Raw genomic sequence first — 20836 nt, forward strand, 5'->3', positions numbered from 1 at the left:
GCGGTGAGCACCCGAACCCGCCGGACGGACCCCGGCGCGCGCACCTCCGTCGTGTTCGGTTCCGAGGAGCGCGCCCGCAGGTTCCTGCGGCAGGCGCAGGATCTCCTCGGCGTCGACATCGACGGCACCGACCGGTCCACGGCGGCCTACCGGTCCTTCGCCCGCTCGGCCGATCCGGACGCCGCGGCGCTCCGTCTGCTCCAGGTCATCGAGTCGCAGGTGGCGGCCGGTCGGAAGGACCGGGCGACCGAGCTGCTCGCCGACCACGCGGTCCTCGACCGCCTCGTCGTCGTCCTCGGCGCTTCCGAGGCGCTGTGCTCCCACCTGGAGAAGTGGCCGGACGCGCTCGATCTGCTCGCCGCGGGTGCCCGCCAGGACGCCCTGCAATCCGCGGATCCCGCGCCCGAGGCGCCCGCGGAGGGGGCCCTGGGGAGTGCAGGGCACCTCCCCGGCGGGGAATCCCACCGGGAGGCCCTGCTGCGGGCGGTCGGTGCGGACCCCGCGGCCGCCGATCCGGTGGCGGCGACCTCCGGACCCGCCGGTGTGCAGGCGATGCGGCGGGCCTACCGGGACCGCCTCACGGTCGTCGCCGCCCGGGACCTGTGCCATCCGGAGCCGCAGACGATCGTCGACGAGGTGAGCGTCGAGCTCTCCGACCTCGCGGCGGCGGCCCTGGAGTCCGGTCTGGCCGTGGCCCGGGCGGAGATCGATCCGGAGCACCGGGTCCGCCTGGCCGTCATCGCGATGGGTAAGTGCGGGGCGCGGGAGCTCAATTACGTGAGCGACGTCGACGTCGTCTACTGCTGGGAACCGACCGCGGGTGAACCCGACGAGGAGAAGACCGAGCTGGCGACCCGTCTGGCCCTGCGGCTGCAGGAGACGACGAGTGCCTTCGGGCAGGACTCCGCGCTCACGGAGCTGCCCCTGTGGGAGCTCGACCCGGCGCTGCGTCCCGAGGGCAAGGCCGGTCCGCTCGTGCGGACCTTCTCGGAGTTCCAGCACTACTACGCGCGGATCGCGGAGAACTGGGAGTTCCAGGCGCTGCTCAAGGCGCGTCCGGTGGCCGGGGACATGGACCTCGGGAACGACTGGTGGGAGGCGCTCGGACCGCTCGTGTGGCGGGCCTCGGAGCGGGAGGGCTTCATCGAGCAGGCCCGGGCCATGCGCCGTCGGGTGGTCGACACGATCCCGCCCAAGGAAGCGGAACGGCAGATCAAACTGGGTGTCGGGGGACTGCGCGACGTCGAGTTCTCCGCGCAGATCCTGCAACTCGTCCACGGCCACGACGACCCGGACATCCGGGTGCGGGCCACACTGGGAGCACTGGCCACCCTCGGGGAGAAGGGGTACGTCTCGACCTCCGACACCGTGGAGTTCGACGAGGCCTACCGGTTCCTCCGGGTCGTCGAGCACCGTCTGCAGATCCCGCGGATGCAGCGCACCGCGTTGCTGCCCACCCACGACGAGAAGCTGCGCGTCCTCGCTCGCAGCGTCTACTCCTCCGGGGACCGCAGTGGGCAGCGTCTGGTCGAGGAACGAGAACACCGGGCGGTGCGGGTGCGCACGCTCCACGAGTCGATCTTCTACCGGCCCGTCCTCGAGGCGGCCGCCGGACACGAGTACGACCGCCTGTCGCCGGGTGCCGCACGTGAACGTCTGCGTGCCTTCGGCTATGCGGACCCGCAGGCGGCGATGGGTCACATCCAGGCGCTCACCGCGGGTGTGAGCCGGGTGTCGACCGTCCAGAAGCAGGTGCTGCCGGCGCTTCTCGACTGGTTCTCCGAGGGTGTCGACCCGGATGCCGCGCTCCTGTCCTTCCGCCGGCTCACCGCGGCCCTCGACTCGAACGGCTGGTTCCTGCGTCTGCTCCGCGACTCCGGGTACGCGGCGACCTCCCTGGCCCGGATCCTCTCGCTCTCGCGGTTCGCGAGCTCCCTGCTGGAACGCAACCCCTCCGCGGTCTCCTGGCTCGACGACCAGTCCCTGCTCGCACCGCGGGAGGACGCCGTGCTCGACCGGGAGGTCGAGTCCCTGCTCACCCGCCACGGCGGGGACGCGGTCCCGGCGCTGCGGGCGGCCTACTCCCGTGAGGTCCTGCGGACGGCGATGGGGGAGATCCTCGGGGTCGTCGACCGGGCGGAGACACCGGGTCTGTTGTCGCGGGCCATGGACCGGACGATCGACGGGGCCCTGCGTGCGGTCCGCACGCGCCTGGACTGTCAGGCCGCTGAGGCCGGGAAGCCGGTGCCGTCCTACGAGTTCATGGTCGTCGCGATGGGTCGTCTGGGCGGGCAGGAGATCGGGTACTTCTCAGATGCCGACGTCATGTACGTCTACCGCCCCCACGAGGACCTCGGCGTCGACGACCGGGCCAGGCTGGCCGCACACGCGAAGAAGGTCGCGATGACGCTCGCGGCCGATCTCGGCGCGGCGGGCACCTCGCAGGCGATCGAGCTCGACGCGGACCTGCGTCCCGAGGGCAAGCAGGGGCCGCTGGCCCGGACCTTCGAAGGCTACCGCGCCTACTACTCCCGCTGGTCGGAACCCTGGGAGGCCCAGGCGCTCCTGCGTGCCCGCCCCGTGGCCGGGTACCGGCCGCTCGTCGAGGACTTCCTGGGTCTCGTCGACCCGCTGCGATATCCGGAGACCGTCCCCGAGGCGTCTGTCCGTCAGATGCGCAAGCTCAAGGCGCGCATGGAGACCGAACGTCTTCCACGCGGGGCGGACCCGCGGACCCACATCAAACTCGGGCGCGGGGGACTGTCCGACGTCGAGTGGTGTGCCCAGCTCATCCAGTTGCGTCATGCGCACGAACACCCGGAGATGCGGACGACGCGCACCCTGCCGGTCCTCGACCACGCCGCCGCGGTGGGGCTCCTCGACCCGGAGGACAGGGACGTGCTCTCCCGCGCCTGGACGCTCGCGACCGAGGTGCGAGCCGCCGTCATGCTCTACCGGGGCCGGACCGCGGAGAGCCTGCCGGTCGACGTCCACGAACTGGAGGCCACCGCTCGGCTCATGGGATACGAGCCGGGTGGCGCCCGGGAGTTGCGGGAGGACTACCTCCAGGCGACCCGCCGCGCGCGGGTCGTCATGGAGCGCGTCTTCTTCGGCTTCGAATGAAACTGTCCCGGCCCCTGCACCGACGGTGCAGGGGCCGGGACAGTCGGTGCCGGGTCAGGTCACCAGGTGATGGCGGGGTCCGGGGTGTCGTCGCCGACGACGTGGTTCTTCGGCACGACGGTGAGACCGGAGTCGGTGACGGTGTAGCCGCGACGGCGGTCCACCTCGGGGAACAGTCCGACCGTCTCACCGGGCGGGACGACGACGTTCTTGTCGAGGATCGCCCGGTGGACGCGGGCGCCGCGGCCCACCTCGACGTTGTCCATGAGCAGTGAGGCGGAGACCGCGGCGAGGGAGTCGACCTTGACGCCCTGGGAGACGACGGACCCCTCGACGTAGCCGCCGGAGACCACCACACCGGCGCCGACGATCGAATCGACGGCGCGTCCCGGCTGCCGGTCGACGTCGTGGACGAACTTGGCCGGTGGGAGCACGTGCTGGCGGGTGTAGATCGGCCAGCGGCTGTTGTACAGGTCGAAGGACGGGACCGGGGCGATGAGGTCCATGTGTGCCTCGTAGAAGGCGTCGATGGTCCCGACGTCACGCCAGTAGCCGTGGTCGGCCTCGTGCTCACCGGGGACGACGTTGCGGGCGAAGTCGTAGACACCGGCCTGACCGCGGGCCACGAAGTCCGGGATGATGTTGCCGCCCATGTCGTGGTCGGAGGAGTCGTCCTGGGCGTCGGTGACGACCATGTCGACGAGCGCCCGGGCGTCGAAGACGTAGTTGCCCATCGAGGCGAGGAACTGGTCCGGGGCGTCGGGCAGGCCCTGCGTCGTCGCGGGCTTCTCGACGAAGGCGTCGATCCGGCAGGGATCGTCCGGGTTCGTCTCGATGACCCCGAACTGGTTCGACTGGTCGAGGGGCTGGCGGACCGCGGCGACGGTGGCGGGCAGTCCGGAGTCGATGTGCGCCTGGATCATCTGCCGGAAGTCCATGCGGTAGACGTGGTCGGCACCGACGACGACCACGATGTCCGGCTTGGCGTCGTGGATGAGGTTGAGGCTCTGGTAGATCGCGTCCGCGCTGCCCTGGAACCACCGCTTGCCCACGCGCTGCTGGGCCGGCACCGAGGCGATGTAGTTGCCGAGCAGGGACGAGAACCGCCAGGTCTCGGAGATATGGCGGTCGAGCGAGTGCGACTTGTACTGGGTGAGGACGACGATCTCGCGGAACCCGGAGTTCACCAGGTTCGACAGCGCGAAGTCGATGAGTCGGTAGGACCCGGCGAAGGGCACCGCGGGCTTGGCCCTGTCATGGGTGAGGGGTTGCAGGCGCTTGCCTTCCCCTCCTGCCAGGACGATCGAGAGGATCTTGGGATCTCGCATGTCGTTCCACACTCCTTGGTGCAGCCGGGGAGGGCCTGTTACCTCGACCACATTACGAGGAATCGTGGAGCGACGCACAGTTGGCAGGATGAATTTGTCGTGGGCGCGGTCCGGTCCGGGTCCGACTCTGGTCCACAGGTCCCACCTGTGGTTGGATTCACATGTGCGTACCGACATCGTGACGAAGGAATTCCCGCCCGAGGTCTACGGCGGTGCAGGCGTGCACGTCGCAGAGCTCGCTGGTGTGCTCGACGGGCTGTTGGACCTCCGCGTCCACGCGTTCGGCGGGGAGCGGGCCGAACCCTATGCGACCGGCTATCCCGAGCTGCCGGAGCTCGCCGGTCAGAACTCGGCGCTGCGGACCCTCGGGGTCGACCTGTCGATGGTCGCGGCCATGGAGGGGGCGGACCTCGTCCACTCCCACACCTGGTACGCGAACATGGCCGGGCACCTCGCCGGCCTCATGTACGACGTCCCGCACGTGCTCTCCGCGCATTCCCTCGAACCCCTCCGTCCCTGGAAGGCCGAGCAGTTGGGCGGCGGGTACGCGCTCTCCTCTTGGGCCGAGCGCACCGCCTACGAGGGCGCCGCCGGCATCATCGCGGTCTCCGAAGGCATGCGCCGCGACATCCTGCGGGCCTACCCCCAGGTCGACCCGGACAAGGTCCGCGTCGTCTACAACGGCATCGACTCCACCGCCTGGCAACCGAACCCCGACACCGAGGCGCTCGCGGAGTTCGGCATCTCCACCGACCGTCCCAGCGTCGTCTTCGTCGGACGGGTGACCCGGCAGAAGGGCCTGCCCTTCTTCCTGCGGGCGGCGGCGCTCCTGCCGAAGGACGTCCAGATCGTCCTGTGTGCCGGGGCCCCGGACACGCAGGAGATCGCCGCCGAGGTGAACGGCCTCGTCGCCGACCTGCAGGCCGAGCGGGACGGCGTCGTCCTCATCGAACAGATGCTCCCGCGCGAGAAGCTCACGCAGATCCTCACCCACGCGACGACCTTCGTGTGTCCGAGCGTCTACGAGCCCCTGGGCATCGTGAACCTCGAGGCCATGGCCTGCGGCGCGCCCGTCGTCGGCACCGGCACCGGCGGCATCCCGGAGGTCGTCCTCGACGGCGAGACCGGGATCATCGTCCCGATCGAGCAGGTGCAGGACGGTACCGGCACCCCGGTCGACCCGGAGGTGTTCGTCCGGGACCTGGCCGACGGGCTCACCCGGATGGTCTCCGACCCGGACGCCGCGGCGGTGATGGGCCGGGCCGGTCTGCAGCGGGCCGTCGAGCACTTCTCGTGGCAGCGGATAGGCGAGCAGACCGTCGAGGTGTACCGGTCCCTCCTGTGATGGCGTGTCCGTCCCCGGTGGTGGGCCCGCTCTCGGAGGAGGACCCGCGACCGGTGGAGGGCCCGTTCCGGGGACCGGGCCCGGTATCGTGACCGCATGCCGGTCCGTCGTCTGACAGTTCTCGTCCGCTCCTTCCGGTGGCGGACGCTCGGCGTGGTGCTGCTGGCCACGGCCCTGGGGCTGGCGCTCACCGGGTCCCTCCTGTTCTTCCAGCAGATCAACTCCGTCTACACGACGACACTCGACGGCGTGCAGGACGAGATCGAGGACCTGAGGAACATCGCGAGCGGCCGCAGCCAGGCGGACGGAACTCTCGAGGACCCCTCGGGATCCGACCTGCCGGAAGACACCGAGGCGCGTACCTTCGCGACCGTGGAGGAACTCCTCTTCGAGGTCCTCCGGTCCGACGCCCCGAGTCCCTCGGAGAACTTCGCGGCCTTCATCGACGGACGGATGGTGTACGTCCCGGTCCAGACCGACGAACACCGGATCGACGTCGAGGATCCCTTCCTCGTCGAGATGGCCCTGAGCCTCGCGGACCCGACGGCCGGCACCATCCATCGGAAGACCCTGGCGAACGATCAGGAGGTCCTCCTCACCATGCAGCCGGTGACGGTCGAAGGAGATGACTCGCAGGGATACCTGCTCGTCGTCCGGGACCTGTCCCGCGGGTACGTGGAGGTCTGGCAGAACACGTGGATGTTCATAGGCATCTCCTTGTTCACCCTCCTCCTCGTCGGCATCCTCGGATATTCCGTCATGTTCCGTCTCATGCGGCCCCTGGAGCGGATCACCCGGGTGGCCGAGACGGCGAACACGACGGACCTGGGCGCCCGCGCCGAGCTCATCGGCACCGGTGACGAGATCGACCGGCTGGGTCAGGCATTCAACGCGATGATGGACCGGGTGGAGGACGGGATCACGGAGCAGCGACGCTTCATGTCCGATCTCAGTCACGAACTGCGCACCCCCATCACGATCGTCCGCGGGAACCTCGAGGTCATGGACGAGACCGATCCGGAGGACGTGTGTGAGACCCGGAAGCTGACCCTCGGGGAGATCGACCGGATGAACCGGATGGTCGATGACCTCTCCCTCCTGGCCAAGGCCCGCCGCAGCGACTTCGTGCAACCGGCGGCCACCTCGACGGCGCGGATCGTCTCCGAGGTCGTGACGAAGGCCGAGGCGCTCGGGCCGCAGACCGTCGAGGCGGGGACCTCCGTCGACCAGGCGATCGTCGTCGACGCCCAGCGGATCGTGCAGGCGCTCCTGCAGCTGTGCAAGAACGCCGCGACGTACACCCCGGACGACTCCCGGATCGAGATCTCCGCCCTCACGGTGTCCGGTCTCGCCGACCGTCCGGAACTCGGGCGTGCGGTCCTCTTCCGGGTCGTCGACGACGGACCGGGTATCGCCGAGGAGGACCAGGCGCACCTCTTCGACCGGTTCCACCGGGGCCGGGCGGCACGGAACAAGGACGGCACGGGGCTCGGCCTGTCGATCGTGCAGGCGATCGCGCAGGCCCACGGGGGCTGGGCGGAACTCGAATCGGAACCGGGACACGGGGCGGCCTTCACCGTCGTGGTGCCGGCCGAGCCACCCGCGGAGTTCCCGGAGGCCCCGGACCTCGTTCCGGAGGTGGTGGACATCGTGCCGGAGACCGCGGAACTCCCGCGGGTCCCTGACGGCACTCAGGTGCCGCTCGACGGGACCCGGAACGACGACGCATCGGAGGGTACGACCTCCCCGAAGGAAGGAACACCATGGCGCACATCCTGATCGCGGAGGACGAGGAGAACATCGCCCGGTTCATCGCCAAGGGGTTGAAGAAGGCCGGTCACAGCTCGGACATCGCCGCCGACGGGATGTTCGCGCTCCAGTCCGCGCTGCACGGGGGGTACGATCTCATCGTCCTCGACGTGGGCCTGCCGACCCTCGACGGGTTCTCGGTCCTCGCCGCCCTCAAGGAGTCGAAGAGCCCCGTTCCGGTCATCATGTGCACGGCGCGGACCTCGGACGAGGACACGGTGCACGGACTCACCGGAGGAGCGGTCGACTACATCCCCAAACCTTTCACCGTCGCCGAACTGGTGGCACGCGTCGACCTGCGTCTGGTGACCGGGGCACCGGCGACCGGCGCGGTCCGCGCACCCGAGGAGGACGACGGTCTGCGGGCCGGTCCCATCTCCCTGGACGTGCGGACCCGCCAGGCGACGGTGGGCGAGCGGGTCGTCGACCTCTCCGCCCGCGAATTCACCCTCGCCGAGCTATTCGTCACCAACAAGGGCGTGGTGCTCGAACGCGGGCAGATCCTCGACGAGGTGTGGGGTTACGACCACGACGGGAAGTCGAACGTCGTCGAGGTCTACGTCCGGTACCTGCGTCAGAAGCTCGGGGCCGGTGCCATTCTCACCGTCCGCGGACTCGGTTACCGCATGCCGGTGGACCCCGAGGTGGAGTAGGAAGGGCACGGGCCCGGCTCCGGACCCGATGAGAACCCTCTCATCCGGTCATCATCGCCCGTTCACACCGGGGGTCCACACTGGATGGGAACTCGGCGGGGCACGACCCGAGACCACGGTCCGCTTCCGTCCCACCCACGATCCCGGGAGACCCATGCGCTACGTCCTCACCATCGGTGCCGCCATCCTGGCCATGGTCGTCGGTGTCGGTCTGTGGGCCACCATCACCCCCGCGGCCACGGAGCCGACGAGCGAACCCGTCGTCGCCCGTACCGCGGGCGACGACACCCCGGGGGCGGACGACGAGGACGGCTCCGACGGCGAGGCGCCCGGCGCTTCCGACCCCGGTGCGGAGGACACCACGGCTGGCGGTGAGGGCGGGACCCGTGGGGACGGCGCGGGCACGGACGAGGGTTCCGGGCAGGGCGCCTCGGGTGCGGGTTCCGGATCCTCCGGCGACTCCGCGGAGCCCGCGACGGACTCGACCGTCGAGGTGAGCGGCACGCGGGCGCAGCCGCCGCAGGAGGTGGGCCCGGCACCCCGCCAGGGCAGTGGCTCGTCGGGGAGCGGATCCTCGTCCTCGGGCGGCGGTTCGTCCTCGTCGGGTGGAGGGTCGTCCTCCGGTGGCGGCTCGTCCTATGACGATGACGATGACGACTGGGACGACGACGATGACGATGATGATGACGACGATGATGACGATGACGACGACTGATCACTCCGGCCAGGGGTGACCCACCGGCCTGCAGGAGGGCCGCACGGAACGATTCCGTGCGGCCCTCCTGCGTGAGGTCCCCGGTGTGTGGTCCCGGCGGCGGCGTCAGGCGAAGTCGAGGCCCAGGAGGGCGTTCTCGACGACCTCGGGCAGAGCCGGGTGGATCCAGTACTGGCCGCGGGCCAGGGTGTCGGCCGGCTGGTCGAAGGCGATCGCCTGGATGAGCGGCTGGATGATCATCGAGGCCTCGTCGCCGAGGACGTGGGCGCCGAGGAGACGGCGGGTCGTCCGGTCGGCCACGAGCTTCACGCATCCGATGGTGTCCTCCAGGGCCCAGCCGTAGGCGACGTCCGCGTACTCCTGGACCTTGACGGTGACGTCGTGGCCGGCGTCCCGGGCCTGCTGTTCTGTGAGCCCGACGGAGGCGACCTGCGGGTCGGAGAAGACGGCGGCCGGGACCCCGGTGTGGACGGTCGTGACGAGGTCCGCCTCGACCGCGGATCCCGGCGCACCCGCGGTGATGTCGGCCAGCAGGTTGTCCTGGACGACGCGCGCCTCGTGGTTGGCCACGTGCTTGAGCATGTACGGCGAGCAGATGTCGCCGAGTGCGAAGACGCCGGGCAGGGGAGTGCCGCCGGCGAGCACGCGCTGGTGGGAGTCGACGGCCACGCGGCCCTCGACGAGGTCGATCCCGGCGGCCTCCAGCCCCAGGCCCTCGACGGCCGGGGTGCGGCCGGTGGCCAGCAGCACGCGGTCCGTCTCGAGGGTGGACCCGTCGCCGAGGTGGAGGACGGTAGGGGTGCCGGAGTCCGGGTCACCGGCCTCCAGGCGGGTGACGGAGGTGCCGAGGCGGAGGTCGTGGGCGGCACCGAAGGCGGCCGTGAAGCGTGCGGAGATGTCCGCGTCCTCGACGGTGAGCATGCCCGTGCCGCGGACGAGGACCGTGACCTCGACGCCGAGGGAGGAGAAGACGTGGGCGAGTTCCGCGGCGATGAAGCCCCCGCCGACCACGGTCATGCGGGCCGGGAGTGACTCCATGCGCATGACGGTGTTCGAGGTGAGGACGGGGTAGTCCGGGGTGTCGACGCGGGTGGGGTCGAGTCCGGTGATCTCCGGCAGGTGGGCGCGGGCGCCGGCCGCGATGACGACGCGGTCCGCCGTGAACTCGGCACCCGAGGCGGACCGGAACGAACGGGGTCCGGTGAAGTGCACGTGTTCGGGGTACACCGTGACGTTCGGCAGCCGTTCGGTGCGGTACTCGCGACCGCCGGCCTCGATCGGGTCGATCCGGCCGAACACACGGTCGCGGATCGCCGGCCAGTCGGCGGTCTCGAAGCGCGTGGTCAGCCCGAACCGGGAGGTGGAGTCGGCGGCGGCATTGCGGGCCAGGTCGGCGGTCTTCACGAAAATCTTCGTGGGGATGCAGCCGACGTTGAGGCAGGTGCCGCCGAACAGCCCGGCCTCCGCGATGGCCACCCGTTGGTCGTCGAATCGGTGGTCCACGATCGAGTTGCCGGAGCCGGTACCGATGACGAGGAGATCGTAATGGGTCATGCGCCCGAGTTTATGCCCGCCCGTCGACCGCACGGCCCGGTGTCCACCATGAGGTGGTTCGGGGAACGCGAACCGCCCCTGGTCGGGGAGAGTCCGGCGTGATGCCGTGGTCTCCCTGACCAGGGGCGGTTCGTCGGGTACCGACCGGATCGGTCGGGCCGGGATCAGACCGAGTAGTAGAGCTCGAACTCGGTGGGTGTCGGACGCAGACGGGCCACGTCGATCTCCGACTCGCGCTTGTAGGAGATCCACTCCTCGATGAGGTCGTCGGTGAAGACGTCACCGGCGGTGAGGAACTCGTGGTCCTCCTCGAGGGCCGCGAGGGCACCTTCGAGGGAGTCCGGCACGGTCTTCATGGACTTGAGCTCCTCGGCGGGCAGCTCGTAGAGGTCCTTGTCGACCGGCTCCGGCGGCTCGATGCGGTTCTTGATGCCGTCGATGCCGGCCATGAGCTGCGCCGAGAAGGCGAGGTAGGGGTTCGACGAGGGGTCCGGCACGCGGAACTCCAGGCGCTTGGCCTTGGGCGAGGCGCCGGTGATCGGGATGCGGATCGAGGCCGAACGGTTCCGGGCCGAGTAGACCAGGGTGACGGGCGCCTCGTAGCCGGGGACCAGACGACGATAGGAGTTGATCGTCGGGTTGGTGAAGGCCAGGACGGCACCGGCGTGCTCGATGAGGCCACCGATGTACCAGCGGGCGATGTCCGACAGACCGGCGTAGCCGTTCTCGTCGTAGAACAGCGGCTCGCCGTCCTTCCAGAGCGACTGGTGGCAGTGCATGCCGGAGCCGTTGTCGTCGAACATCGGCTTGGGCATGAAGGTCGCCGACTTGCCGAAGTCGGTGGCGACGTTCTTGACGACGTACTTGAAGTTCAGCAGTTCGTCCGCGGCGTGCTGCAGGGAGTTGAACTTGTAGTTGATCTCCTGCTGACCGGCGGTACCGACCTCGTGGTGGGCGCGCTCGACCTCGAAGCCCAGCTCCTGCAGGGTCAGCGAGATGGCGTCGCGGACGTCGGCGAAGTGGTCCTGCGGCGAGGTGGGGAAGTAGCCACCCTTGTGCGGGGTCTTGTAGCCGAGGTTGCCGCCCGGCTCATCGCGGCCGGTGTTCCAGGCGGCCTCGATGGAGTCGAACTTGTAGAAGGACTCGCCCGGCGTGTTGAGGTACTGGACGTTGTCGAACAGGTAGAACTCGGCCTCTGCGCCGAAGAAGGCGGTGTCGGCGATACCGGTCGACTTGAGGTAGGCCTCGGCCTTGGCGGCGACCTGGCGCGGATCGCGCGAGTACGCCTCGTCGGTGAAGGGATCCACGATCGAGTGGAAGACGACGAGGGTCTTGGCCTCACGGAAGGGGTCGATGTAGGCGGTGCTCACATCGGCCAGGAGCTTCATGTCCGACTCGTTGATGGTCTGGAATCCGCGGATCGAGGAGCCGTCGAACAGCAGACCCTCGTTGATCGCGTCCTCGTCGTAGGAGGCCGCGGGGAGGTTGAAGTGCTGCACCTGGCCGGGGAGGTCGGTGAAGCGGATGTCGACGAACTGGACCTCGTTCTCCTTGATGAACGAGACGAGCTCGGAAGGGGTCGAGAACACTGTGACTCCTGATGCTGGCGGGCAGGGCGAGAGGACCGGTGTGGTCCCGGGACTTGTCCCGGTTCCTGGTCCACGTCGTGAGTGACGCTAGTGGCGGCCGATGAAGCCGACGTGTCCCGAATGTTTCGGGAGTGTTTCTCAGCTCACGTCGTGGACACACTACCGGACGCTTCGGGCCCCGCAACCGATCGGTAGGCTGGGGACGTGATCGACAGAGAAGACATCGGCTCCTGGATGGACGGCCCGCAGCACCACCTCGAGGAGGGGGAGTGGCCGGGTAGACGGCTGGGTCTGCCGGAGACCGGGCCGGGCGCGCGTGCCCCGCACTGGCGCCGATTGGTGGGTCTGTGCATCGACTGGGCGGCGTGCTCGGCGATCGCACTGACATTCACCGACTACGCCTCGATGCAGTTCAACGCGGCGGTGCTCGTGATCTTCTTCCTCGAGAACCTCGTGCTCGTCTCGACACTCGGGACGACCCTCGGTCATCGGCTGGTGCGCGTGCGCATCCGGCGCCTCGACGGTCGGGCCCCCGGCTTCCTCGCCGGCCTGGTCCGCACGGTCCTCACGATGCTCCTCGTGCCGGCGATCCTCACCGACCGGGACCAGCGCCCCTTCAGTGACGTCCTCGCGAAAACGGTCATGGTCCGCCGCTGAGCGGACAGTCTCCGACCCCGGCGCGGTAGCGCTGGCCACCGCGCACCTGTCATGCCGACCAGGGGGTGGGGCGGAGGACTTCCCGAGTGGGTGTGGTGGGCATACGGAAGCAGAACGAAGCCCCGGCGCCGGGACCATGCTGGTCTCGGAACCGGGGCTTCGTTCTGCTGGAGTGGGCAGGAGGGAAGTCCTCCGCCCCACCCCCGGCACGACACGACCGGGAACGCGGTGCGTCAGCGCCCGCGCATCGCCTTGTGGTCCGGCCTCGCCCGCGTGGGATCCACACCCTTCGGGATCGGCGCGTTCTTGGTCAGCCCACCGAGGGCGGTGAGCCGCTTGCGGACGGCGAGCACCTCGGCCTTGTTCAGCTGCTTGGGCAGCTTCTCGACGGTGCGGCGCAGGTCCTTCATGGGGACCAGACCGTCGGCCTCGCCGGCCTGGATGGTGTGGACGGTGACGCCGGGGGCCACCCGCTCGTGGCGCTTGACCTGCTTGTCGAGCATCTTCTTCGTGCGGCCCTTGGGGCCCTCGGTCACGAGGACGATGCCGCCCTTCCCGGTCATGCGGTAGACGATGTCCTGCGTCTTCGGGTCGACGGCAACCGGTTCCTCGTCGAGCAGCCAGCTGCGCTTGACGGAGTTGAGGACGGCACCGATCGCACCGGTCTGACCCTTGAGCTGCATGAAGGCGGCGGATTCGCCGAACCGGCCGAGGATCCACGTCGCGCCGAGGATGCCGAGGAGGATGCCGAGGATGACCCACAGCCACATCGCCTTGAAGATGAGGCCCACGAGCACACCGAGGGCAGCGCCACCGAGGATCGCGGCTCCCATGAGCCAGGCAGTCTGGGGGTACTGCTTCTGGGCCATGACGAAGATCTGCTTCATCTGGGCCAGACGTCCCGGCGCCTTGTTCGGGTCCTTGGGCTTGCGCTTACGCTTGAACAGCCCGCGGGGCTTGGTCTCTTCGGACATTCTCTCGCTCTGTCATCGACGGTGTGGGGACGGGATCAGAATTTTACCTCCTCGCCGGCACCGTGTGCTGCGACCACGGCCCGGGCCTCCTGGCGGGCGGGCATGTCGACGCCGGCATCGGCGGCCTCGGCGGCGGCGAGGTGCGCGAGCTCCGGCGGGACGTCCCGGCCCTTGGCCTTCATAGCGCGGGCCCACAGGCGGCCGGCACGGTAGGAGGAACGCACGAGCGGGCCGCTCATGACACCCAGGAACCCGATCTCCTCGGCGGCCTCGGCGAGTTCGACGAAGTCCTGCGGCTTCACCCACCGGTCGATCGGCAGGTGTCGCGGCGAGGGGCGCATGTACTGGGTGATGGTGACGAGGTCGCAGCCGGCCTCGTGGAAGTCACGGAGCGCCTCGACGACCTCCTCGTTCGTCTCGCCCATGCCGAGGATGATGTTCGACTTCGTCACGAGCCCCGCCTCCCGGGCCTTCGTGAGGACGGAGAGCGAGCGGTCGTACCGGAATCCGGGCCGGATCCGCTTGAACACGCGGGGCACGGTCTCGACGTTGTGGGCGAGGACCTCGGGGCGGGAGGAGAAGACCTCGGCGAGCTGGTCGTCGTCGGAGTCGAAGTCCGGAATGAGCAGCTCGACACCGGTCCGATAGGTCAAGCCGTCCTCGTCGGTGTGCTCGATGTCGTGGATGCGGCGGACGGTCTCCGCGTAGAGCCAGGCGCCGCCGTCGTCCAGGTCGTCGCGGGCCACACCGGTGATCGTCGAGTACTTGAGCCCCATGGTGGCGACGGACTCCGCGACGCGGCGGGGTTCGTCGGCGTCGAAGTCGGCGGGCTTGCCGGTGTCGATCTGGCAGAAGTCGCAGCGCCGGGTGCACTGTTCGCCGCCGATGAGGAAGGTGGCCTCGCGGTCCTCCCAGCACTCGAAGATGTTGGGACAGCCGGCCTCCTCGCACACCGTGTGCAGCCCGGAGCCCCGGACGAGGGACTTGAGCTCGGCGTACTCGGGTCCCATCTTCGCCTTGGCGCGCAGCCACTTGGGCTTGTTCTCGATGGGCGTCTCGGAGTTGCGGGCCTCGACGCGCAGCAGGCGACGGCCCTCGGGTGCGATGGTCATGTGGGTACCTCGTTCGTTCTGCGGTGGACTCGGCGGTGGGGTGCCGGGGTCAGGGCGGCGTGGGATCCAGCGGTGGGGTTCCGGGGTCGGTGTGCCGGGGTCAGGCCGCGATGTGGGTGATGAGCAGCTCGGCGAAGCGGTCGGCGACGTCGACGGGGTCCACGGTCCGTCCGGTCTCCGCGCTCAGGGTGGTGACGGAGGCGTCGACGATCCCGCAGGGGACGATCGCGGAGAACCCGCTGTCGTCGTTCGAGCAGTTGAGCGCCACGCCGTGCATGGCGACACCCTCGTGGATGCGGATGCCGATCGCGGCGATCTTGCGGTCGTTCGTCGGGAGGCCGGGGACGGTGGGGACACCGGCGGCCGGGGGATCGGTGAGCCACACACCGGCGCGCCCCTCCACGCGGGTGGCCGTGATCCCGTTTTCGCCGCACAGGTCGATGACGGCCTGTTCGATCTGGTGGACGTAGGCCTTGACGGCTCCGGGGTCCTGCAGCTTGTAGATCGGGTAGGCGACCAGCTGGCCGGGTCCGTGCCAGGTGATCTTCCCACCCCGGTCGACGTCGACGACGGGCGTGCCGTCGGTCGGTCTCTCGTGGTCCTCGGTCCGCCGACCGGCGGTGAAGACGGGGGCGTGTTCGAGGAGCAGGAGGGTGTTCTCCCGCGTGCCCTGCCGGACCTCCGCGTGGAGTGTGCGCTGGAGATCCCAGGCGTACTGATAGTCGACGGTGTCCGGAGCGTATCCGAGGGGATGGACGGTGAAGGCCATGCGGTCACGCTATTCCGCGGGTGGCCGTGTATTCAACTGTGATCGTTTGTGTACAACTGTCACAACGTTCGACCGAGAACGGGGCCTTGACGAAACGTGTGTGATTCACCACATACTGGAGACGTCAAAGGTGAGGAAATGACATGAAACAGCATGGAGTCGACTCTTCTGCCGACAGAGATGCCGGCACTGCACCCCGGCGTGCCCTGAGACGTGGATCACCATTCCCGGCCGCTGCCGAGGCGCCCGACACCTCTGCACCGTCCCCGCGGTTCGCGGATCCCGTCCACGCGCTCCGACCACGGGAGGGCGCTCGTGCCGGCGCGCCGCCACGGACGCGACGTCGGGACCGCAGGACCGGACGACACGGGTCGCCCACTGGACCGAAGGGAGCGCCCACTCGACGGCAGGGAGCGCCCACTGGACGGTTGCGGGGCGTCGGCTCCGCGTTGTTCGGGGGCACTGCGTTGTTCGAGAGAGCTGCGCTGCTCAGCTGGGTCCGCACCCGGCGGCTCCCGCCCGTCCGGGCCCTCGTGGTCGGGGGTCTCGTGGTCGTGTTCGCGCTCCTCCTTGCCGTCCGGATCCTCGGTCCGGCGGGGGACACTGCGGGGCTCGAGGCCGACGCGGATGCCGGTGCGGCAGGAGACAGGGCGGGTGAAGGGGCCGACCCGGTGACGGATTCGGGTCCGCTCATGGACGCACAGGGCCCGGGGGCCGGACTCCTCGCGCTCACCACGGCACGGGAGCACGCTCTCGAGGCCGGGGACGTCCACGCCCTCGAGGCGCTCACGGTGCCCGGTTCCCCGGCGGCCGTGGCCGAGGACTCCGGGGCCGCAGCGGACTTCGCGGGGACGGACGTGACGCTGTCGCTCGTCGTCCTCGACGAGCGGACGGACGACCGTGGGACCGGGCAGGTCCTCGCCACCCTCGCGACCACGGTGTCAACGGGGTCCGAGGAGACGGTCGATCACGGCACGCGGACGCTCCTCGTCGACCTCCACCCCGCGCCCGAGGCGCCCGGCGGTTGGCAGGTCCACACCGTCAGCGAGGTGGACCCGGAGACCACGGAGCTCGCACCAATCGGCGTCCCGGCCGACTGAGCCCACAGCGGCGGAGACCGGGATCCTCGGCGTTGACGTGGTGTGATTCCACGGTCCGTGAATGCGCTGCGGGCGGGGAGGAACGACTCGTTCCTCCCCGCCCGCAGCGGGTACCGGGCCTACCGGAAGGGGGCCCGGTGGTGGATCAGAGATCCAGATCGGCCTCGAAGTTGGCCTCCTCCAGGCGCTCCTTGAGCGACTTGAGGAACCGGCCGGCATCCGCGCCGTCCACGATCTCGTGGTTGTAGGTGAGCGGCAGGTAGACCATGTCGCGGATCGCGATGACCTCGTCGCCGTCCTGGTTCTTCATGACGACCGGCTTGCGGGTGATCGTGCCGGTGCCGAGGATGCCGACCTGCGGGGCGTTGATGATCGGCGTGTCGAAGAGGGCACCGAAGGAACCGATGTTCGTCACCGTGAAGGTGCCGCCCACCAGGTCGTCCGGGGACATCTTGCCGTCACGCGTGCGTGAGGCGAGCTCGTCGATGCCCGTGGCGATCTCGGCGATCGACATGGAACCGGCGTTCTTCAGCACGGGGACGAGCAGACCCTTGGGGGTGTCCACCGCGATGCCGATGTTCTCGACGTCGTGGTAGGTGATCTGCTTGGCCTCGAGATCGAACTCGGCATTGAGGACCGGGTGGATCTGCAGGGCCTCGACGACGGCCTTGATGAAGAACGGCAGGTAGGTGAGCTTGACGCCGTGCTTGGTCTGGAAGGCGTCCTTCGTGGCCTTGCGCAGCTTGGCGACGTTGCTCATGTCGATCTCGGGCACCTGCGTGAGCTGGGCCGAGTTCTGCAGCGACTCACGCATGCGCTTGGCGATCGTCTGGCGGATGCGCGGAGCCTTGACGGTCGTGCCGCGCAGCTTCTTCGCCTCCTCCGGGATCTCCAGCACGAAGGGCTTCTTCTCACCGGTGGTCGGTGCGGCCGCGGGTGCGGCGGCAGCGGCCGGAGCGGCGTTGGCCGCGGCCGAGAGCACGTCCTGCTTGCGGATGCGTCCGCCCACGCCGGTACCGGTGACCGTCGAGAGGTCGACGCCCTTCGACTTGGCGAGCTTGCGCACGAGCGGGGTCACGTAGGCGGCGTTGTCGGACACCGTCTTCGAGATGCTCGGGGCGGGAGCCTCCGCCGGCTTCGGAACCTCGGCCTGCGGGGCCGGGGCGGCCTGGGCCGCGGCGGGAGCCTGGGCAGCCGCCGGTGCCGGGGCCTCCTGCTTCGGGGCCTCCGGAGCGGGAGCCGGTGCCGGCTTCTCGGCCGGGGCCTCTTCGGCGGCGGGTGCTGCCGGTGCGGGCTGCTCCTCGGCGGCGGGTGCGGCGCCGGGGGTGCCGATGAGGGCGAGCTTGGCGCCGACCTCGACGTCGTCGTCCTCGTCCGCGAAGAGTTCGAGGACGGTGCCGGCGACGGGGGAGGGCACTTCGGTGTCGACCTTGTCGGTGGAGACCTCGAGGAGGGGTTCGTCGACCTCGACGGTGTCGCCGACGGCCTTGAGCCAGCGGGTGACGGTGCCTTCGGTGACGGATTCGCCGAGGGCGGGCATGGTGACCTCTTCCCCCTCGCCGGAGCCGGCAGCGGGTGCCGACTCGGCGGGCGCCTCGGCGGCGGGTGCCTCCTGCTGCGTGGCGGGCTCGGCCGCTGGCTTCTCTTCGGCGGCGGGTGCTGCCGGTGCGGGCTGCTCCTCGGCGGCGGGTGCGGCACCGGGGGTGCCGATGAGGGCGAGCTTGGCGCCGACCTCGACGTCGTCGTCCTCGTCCGCGAAGAGTTCGAGGACGGTGCCGGCGACGGGGGAGGGCACCTCGGTGTCGACCTTGTCGGTGGAGACCTCGAGGAGGGGTTCGTCGACCTCGACGGTGTCGCCGACGGCCTTGAGCCAGCGGGTGACGGTGCCTTCGGTGACGGATTCGCCGAGGGCGGGCATGGTGACCTCTTCCCCCTCGCCGGAGCCGGCAGCGGGTGCCGACTCGGCGGGCGCCTCGGCGGCGGGTGCCTCCTGCTGCGTGGCGGGCTCGGCCGCCGGGGCCTCCTCGGCCTCCGGTGCGGACTCGGCGGCGGGCTCCTCGGCGCCGGCACCGGAACCGTCACCGATGACGGCGAGCGGGCCGCCGACCTCGACGTCGTCGTCCTCCTCGGCGAGCAGCTGCTCGACCGTGCCGGAGAACGGGCTGGGGATCTCGGTGTCGACCTTGTCGGTGGAGACCTCGAGGAGCGGTTCGTCGACCTCGACGGTGTCGCCGACGTTCTTGAGCCAGCGCGTCACGGTACCTTCCGTGACGGACTCGCCCAGGGCCGGCATGTTCACGGTGTTGGACATGTGTTCTCGTCTCCTCGGAAGATCAGTTGTGGAAGTGCAGCGGCTTGCCGGACAGGGCCAGATGGGCCTCGCCGATCGCCTCGTTCTGGGTGGGGTGCGCGTGGATGAGCTGCGCGACCTCCTCGGGGAAGGCCTCCCAGTTGACGATGAGCTGGGCCTCGCCGACCTGCTCGCTCAGGCGGGCGCCGATGCCGGTGATGCCGAGGACCGGACCCTCCTTCTCGCGGATGACCTTGATGAAGCCCGTGGTCTTGAGGATCGTCGACTTGCCGTTGCCGCCGAGCGGGTACTCGACGGTCTCGACCTTGTCGGCGCCGAGCTTCTCGACGGCCTGCTTCTCGGAGATGCCGACGGAGAAGATCTCCGGCTCGCAGTAGGTGACGCGCGGGATGCCCGACTCCTCGGTGGGGACCGGGGCCATCCCGGCGATCTCCTCGGCGACGAAGATGCCCTGCGCGAAGGAGCGGTGGGCGAGCTGGAGGCCGGGGACGATGTCACCGACGGCGTAGATGTTGCCGACGCCCGTGTGCATGCGTTCGTTGGCGAGCACGAAACCGCGGTCCATCGGGATGCCCTGCTCCTCGAACCCGAGACCGGCGGTGACCGGGCCACGACCGATGGCGACGAGCAGGACCTCGGCGTCGAGCACCTCACCGTTCTGCAGCTTCACGTGGACACCGGCGTCGTCCTGCGTGACGGAGTCGAACATGGAGCCCAGCTTGAAGCCGATCTTGCGCTTCTTGAAGGCCTTCTCCAGGGCCTTGGAGATGGCCTCGTCCTCGTTGGCGACGAGGTGGGGCAGACCCTCGACGATCGTGACCTGCGAGCCGAGCGAGGCCCACACGGAGGCGAACTCGACGCCGATGACGCCACCACCGAGCACGATGGCCGATTCCGGCACCGAGGTGCGGTTCATGGCCTCGGTCGAGGTGAGCACGTTGCCCGTGATGTCGATGCCGATGGTCTTCGAGGTGGAGCCGGTGGCGAGAAGGATGTTCTTGCCCGTGACCGTGAGGCCGCCATCGTCGTTGCTCACCTGCACGGTGTCCGGACCGACGAGCTTGCCCTCACCGGCGATGTAGTCGATACCGCGGGCCTTGACGAGACCCTGGAGGCCCTTGTAGTTCCGGTCGATGATGCCCTGCTTGAAGGCGACGACCTTCTCCATGTCGATGCCGGTGAGTTCCGCGCCGATGCCGAAGGAGCCGGCTTCCTTGACGGTGTCGGCGACCTCGGCGGCGTGGAGGAGTGCTTTGGTGGGCACGCAGCCGCGGTGCAGGCAGGTGCCGCCGACCTTGTCGCGTTCGATGAGTGCGACCTTCATGTCGAGTTGGGCGGCGCGGAGGGCCGCGGCGTAACCGCCGGTGCCACCACCCAGGATGACGAGGTCGTACGTGTTCTCCGTATCGGTCACGGATTTCTCCTCAAGGACGTGGTTGGGGGTTTCAGGTCGCCGGTACCGGTCACGTGGTGAGAGCACGTACCCGGGATCAGCACGTCGTGCCCCATCATTCCACCAAATCGGCCGAATCTTCCAACGTTTCTCGTGCGTCACGTCTCACGTCCCCAGCACAGACCGTCCCCGCAGGTGAGAGTCGTGCATCCGGGAGAACCGAGGGCCGCGATCGGGACTACCCACTCCGACGCCCGAAGTTGACACACGACGCCCCGCGGACGAGGCGCGCTGTACGTCCCATGCCAAGGAGGGCGGGCGGCGCGGCGGGGAATCCGCACTTCTCATGTCGAGGAGGGGTCGGGGCGGAGAGCTTCCCGAGTGGGTGTGGTGGGCGTACGGAA

Annotated in this window: 15 protein-coding genes; 7 read left to right on the plus strand and 8 right to left on the minus strand. The window is 69.4% G+C overall.

Annotation, left to right across the window (positions count from 1 at the left end; genetic code table 11):
• Positions 1-3: 3 nt before the first annotated feature.
• Complete coding sequence (locus AAD496_RS05850) at positions 4-3123, plus strand: bifunctional [glutamine synthetase] adenylyltransferase/[glutamine synthetase]-adenylyl-L-tyrosine phosphorylase (protein ID WP_349827722.1); 3120 nt, start codon at positions 4-6, stop codon at positions 3121-3123.
• A 59-nt stretch (positions 3124-3182) separates the two neighbouring features.
• Here the strand turns inward: AAD496_RS05850 and glgC are convergent, their stop codons facing one another.
• Entirely contained in the window at positions 3183-4451 is a 1269-nt protein-coding gene (gene glgC, locus AAD496_RS05855) for a glucose-1-phosphate adenylyltransferase (RefSeq protein WP_349827723.1), read from the minus strand.
• A 163-nt stretch (positions 4452-4614) separates the two neighbouring features.
• On the opposite strand from glgC, the gene glgA reads away from it, so the two are divergent.
• The 4 genes from glgA to AAD496_RS05875 all read left to right on the plus strand — a co-directional run bounded on the left by glgA (position 4615) and on the right by AAD496_RS05875 (position 8973).
• A complete protein-coding gene (glgA, locus tag AAD496_RS05860) occupies positions 4615-5796 on the plus strand; it encodes a glycogen synthase (RefSeq protein WP_349827724.1) in 1182 nt (393 codons plus the stop codon).
• Positions 5797-5892: 96 nt separating this feature from the next.
• Entirely contained in the window at positions 5893-7575 is a 1683-nt protein-coding gene (locus tag AAD496_RS05865) for a sensor histidine kinase (protein ID WP_349827725.1), read from the plus strand.
• A complete protein-coding gene (locus AAD496_RS05870; RefSeq protein WP_349827726.1) occupies positions 7560-8258 on the plus strand; it encodes a response regulator transcription factor in 699 nt (232 codons plus the stop codon). Before AAD496_RS05865 ends, AAD496_RS05870 begins: the two co-directional genes overlap by 16 nt.
• A 154-nt stretch (positions 8259-8412) precedes the next feature.
• Complete coding sequence (locus AAD496_RS05875) at positions 8413-8973, plus strand: hypothetical protein (RefSeq protein ID WP_349827727.1); 561 nt, start codon at positions 8413-8415, stop codon at positions 8971-8973.
• A gap of 105 nt (positions 8974-9078) precedes the next feature.
• Here the strand turns inward: AAD496_RS05875 and AAD496_RS05880 are convergent, their stop codons facing one another.
• Both AAD496_RS05880 and glnA read right to left on the minus strand, forming a co-directional pair.
• The gene (locus AAD496_RS05880; protein ID WP_349827728.1) at positions 9079-10527 is read right to left on the minus strand and encodes a mycothione reductase; all 1449 of its coding nucleotides are present in this window, start codon (positions 10525-10527) and stop codon (positions 9079-9081) included.
• Positions 10528-10691: 164 nt separating this feature from the next.
• On the minus strand, positions 10692-12116 hold the full coding sequence (glnA, locus tag AAD496_RS05885; RefSeq protein WP_349827729.1) for a type I glutamate--ammonia ligase: 1425 nt from the start codon (positions 12114-12116) through the stop codon (positions 10692-10694).
• A 204-nt stretch (positions 12117-12320) separates the two neighbouring features.
• Between glnA and AAD496_RS05890 the strand changes: the two genes are divergently transcribed.
• Positions 12321-12773 (plus strand): RDD family protein, encoded by a 453-nt coding sequence (locus tag AAD496_RS05890; protein ID WP_349827730.1) that lies wholly within the window; start codon positions 12321-12323, stop codon positions 12771-12773.
• A gap of 233 nt (positions 12774-13006) precedes the next feature.
• Here the strand turns inward: AAD496_RS05890 and AAD496_RS05895 are convergent, their stop codons facing one another.
• The 3 genes from AAD496_RS05895 to lipB all read right to left on the minus strand — a co-directional run bounded on the left by AAD496_RS05895 (position 13007) and on the right by lipB (position 15628).
• Positions 13007-13747: a DUF4191 domain-containing protein gene (locus tag AAD496_RS05895; RefSeq protein ID WP_349827731.1), complete on the minus strand. Its 741-nt coding sequence runs from the start codon at positions 13745-13747 to the stop codon at positions 13007-13009.
• Positions 13748-13782: 35 nt separating this feature from the next.
• Complete coding sequence (gene lipA, locus AAD496_RS05900; RefSeq protein ID WP_349827732.1) at positions 13783-14859, minus strand: lipoyl synthase; 1077 nt, start codon at positions 14857-14859, stop codon at positions 13783-13785.
• A 100-nt stretch (positions 14860-14959) separates the two neighbouring features.
• Complete coding sequence (lipB, locus tag AAD496_RS05905) at positions 14960-15628, minus strand: lipoyl(octanoyl) transferase LipB (RefSeq protein WP_349827733.1); 669 nt, start codon at positions 15626-15628, stop codon at positions 14960-14962.
• A gap of 467 nt (positions 15629-16095) precedes the next feature.
• Between lipB and AAD496_RS05910 the strand changes: the two genes are divergently transcribed.
• Positions 16096-16728 carry a hypothetical protein gene (locus tag AAD496_RS05910; protein WP_349827734.1) on the plus strand — a complete coding sequence of 211 codons (633 nt, stop codon included), beginning with the start codon at positions 16096-16098 and terminating at the stop codon, positions 16726-16728.
• A 145-nt stretch (positions 16729-16873) separates the two neighbouring features.
• Here the strand turns inward: AAD496_RS05910 and sucB are convergent, their stop codons facing one another.
• The gene (gene sucB, locus AAD496_RS05915) at positions 16874-19039 is read right to left on the minus strand and encodes a 2-oxoglutarate dehydrogenase, E2 component, dihydrolipoamide succinyltransferase (protein ID WP_349827735.1); all 2166 of its coding nucleotides are present in this window, start codon (positions 19037-19039) and stop codon (positions 16874-16876) included.
• Between the two features lie 22 nt (positions 19040-19061).
• Positions 19062-20453 (minus strand): dihydrolipoyl dehydrogenase, encoded by a 1392-nt coding sequence (gene lpdA / locus AAD496_RS05920; RefSeq protein WP_349827736.1) that lies wholly within the window; start codon positions 20451-20453, stop codon positions 19062-19064.
• Between the last annotated feature and the right edge of the window lie 383 nt (positions 20454-20836).

It is taken from the genome of Brevibacterium litoralis (genome assembly GCF_040212315.1).
Lineage (GTDB): Bacteria > Actinomycetota > Actinomycetes > Actinomycetales > Brevibacteriaceae > Brevibacterium > Brevibacterium litoralis.

Excerpts from the sequence above, each read along its gene's own strand:
- glgC (WP_349827723.1), bottom strand. The coding sequence starts at position 4,451 with ATGCGAGATCCCAAGATCCTCTCGATCGTCCTGGCAGGAGGGGAAGGC.
- AAD496_RS05865 (WP_349827725.1), top strand. The coding sequence starts at position 5,893 with ATGCCGGTCCGTCGTCTGACAGTTCTCGTCCGCTCCTTCCGGTGGCGG.
- AAD496_RS05870 (WP_349827726.1), top strand. The coding sequence starts at position 7,560 with ATGGCGCACATCCTGATCGCGGAGGACGAGGAGAACATCGCCCGGTTC.
- AAD496_RS05875 (WP_349827727.1), top strand. The coding sequence starts at position 8,413 with ATGCGCTACGTCCTCACCATCGGTGCCGCCATCCTGGCCATGGTCGTC.
- AAD496_RS05880 (WP_349827728.1), bottom strand. The coding sequence starts at position 10,527 with ATGACCCATTACGATCTCCTCGTCATCGGTACCGGCTCCGGCAACTCG.
- AAD496_RS05895 (WP_349827731.1), bottom strand. The coding sequence starts at position 13,747 with ATGTCCGAAGAGACCAAGCCCCGCGGGCTGTTCAAGCGTAAGCGCAAG.
- lipA (WP_349827732.1), bottom strand. The coding sequence starts at position 14,859 with ATGACCATCGCACCCGAGGGCCGTCGCCTGCTGCGCGTCGAGGCCCGC.
- lipB (WP_349827733.1), bottom strand. The coding sequence starts at position 15,628 with ATGGCCTTCACCGTCCATCCCCTCGGATACGCTCCGGACACCGTCGAC.
- sucB (WP_349827735.1), bottom strand. The coding sequence starts at position 19,039 with ATGTCCAACACCGTGAACATGCCGGCCCTGGGCGAGTCCGTCACGGAA.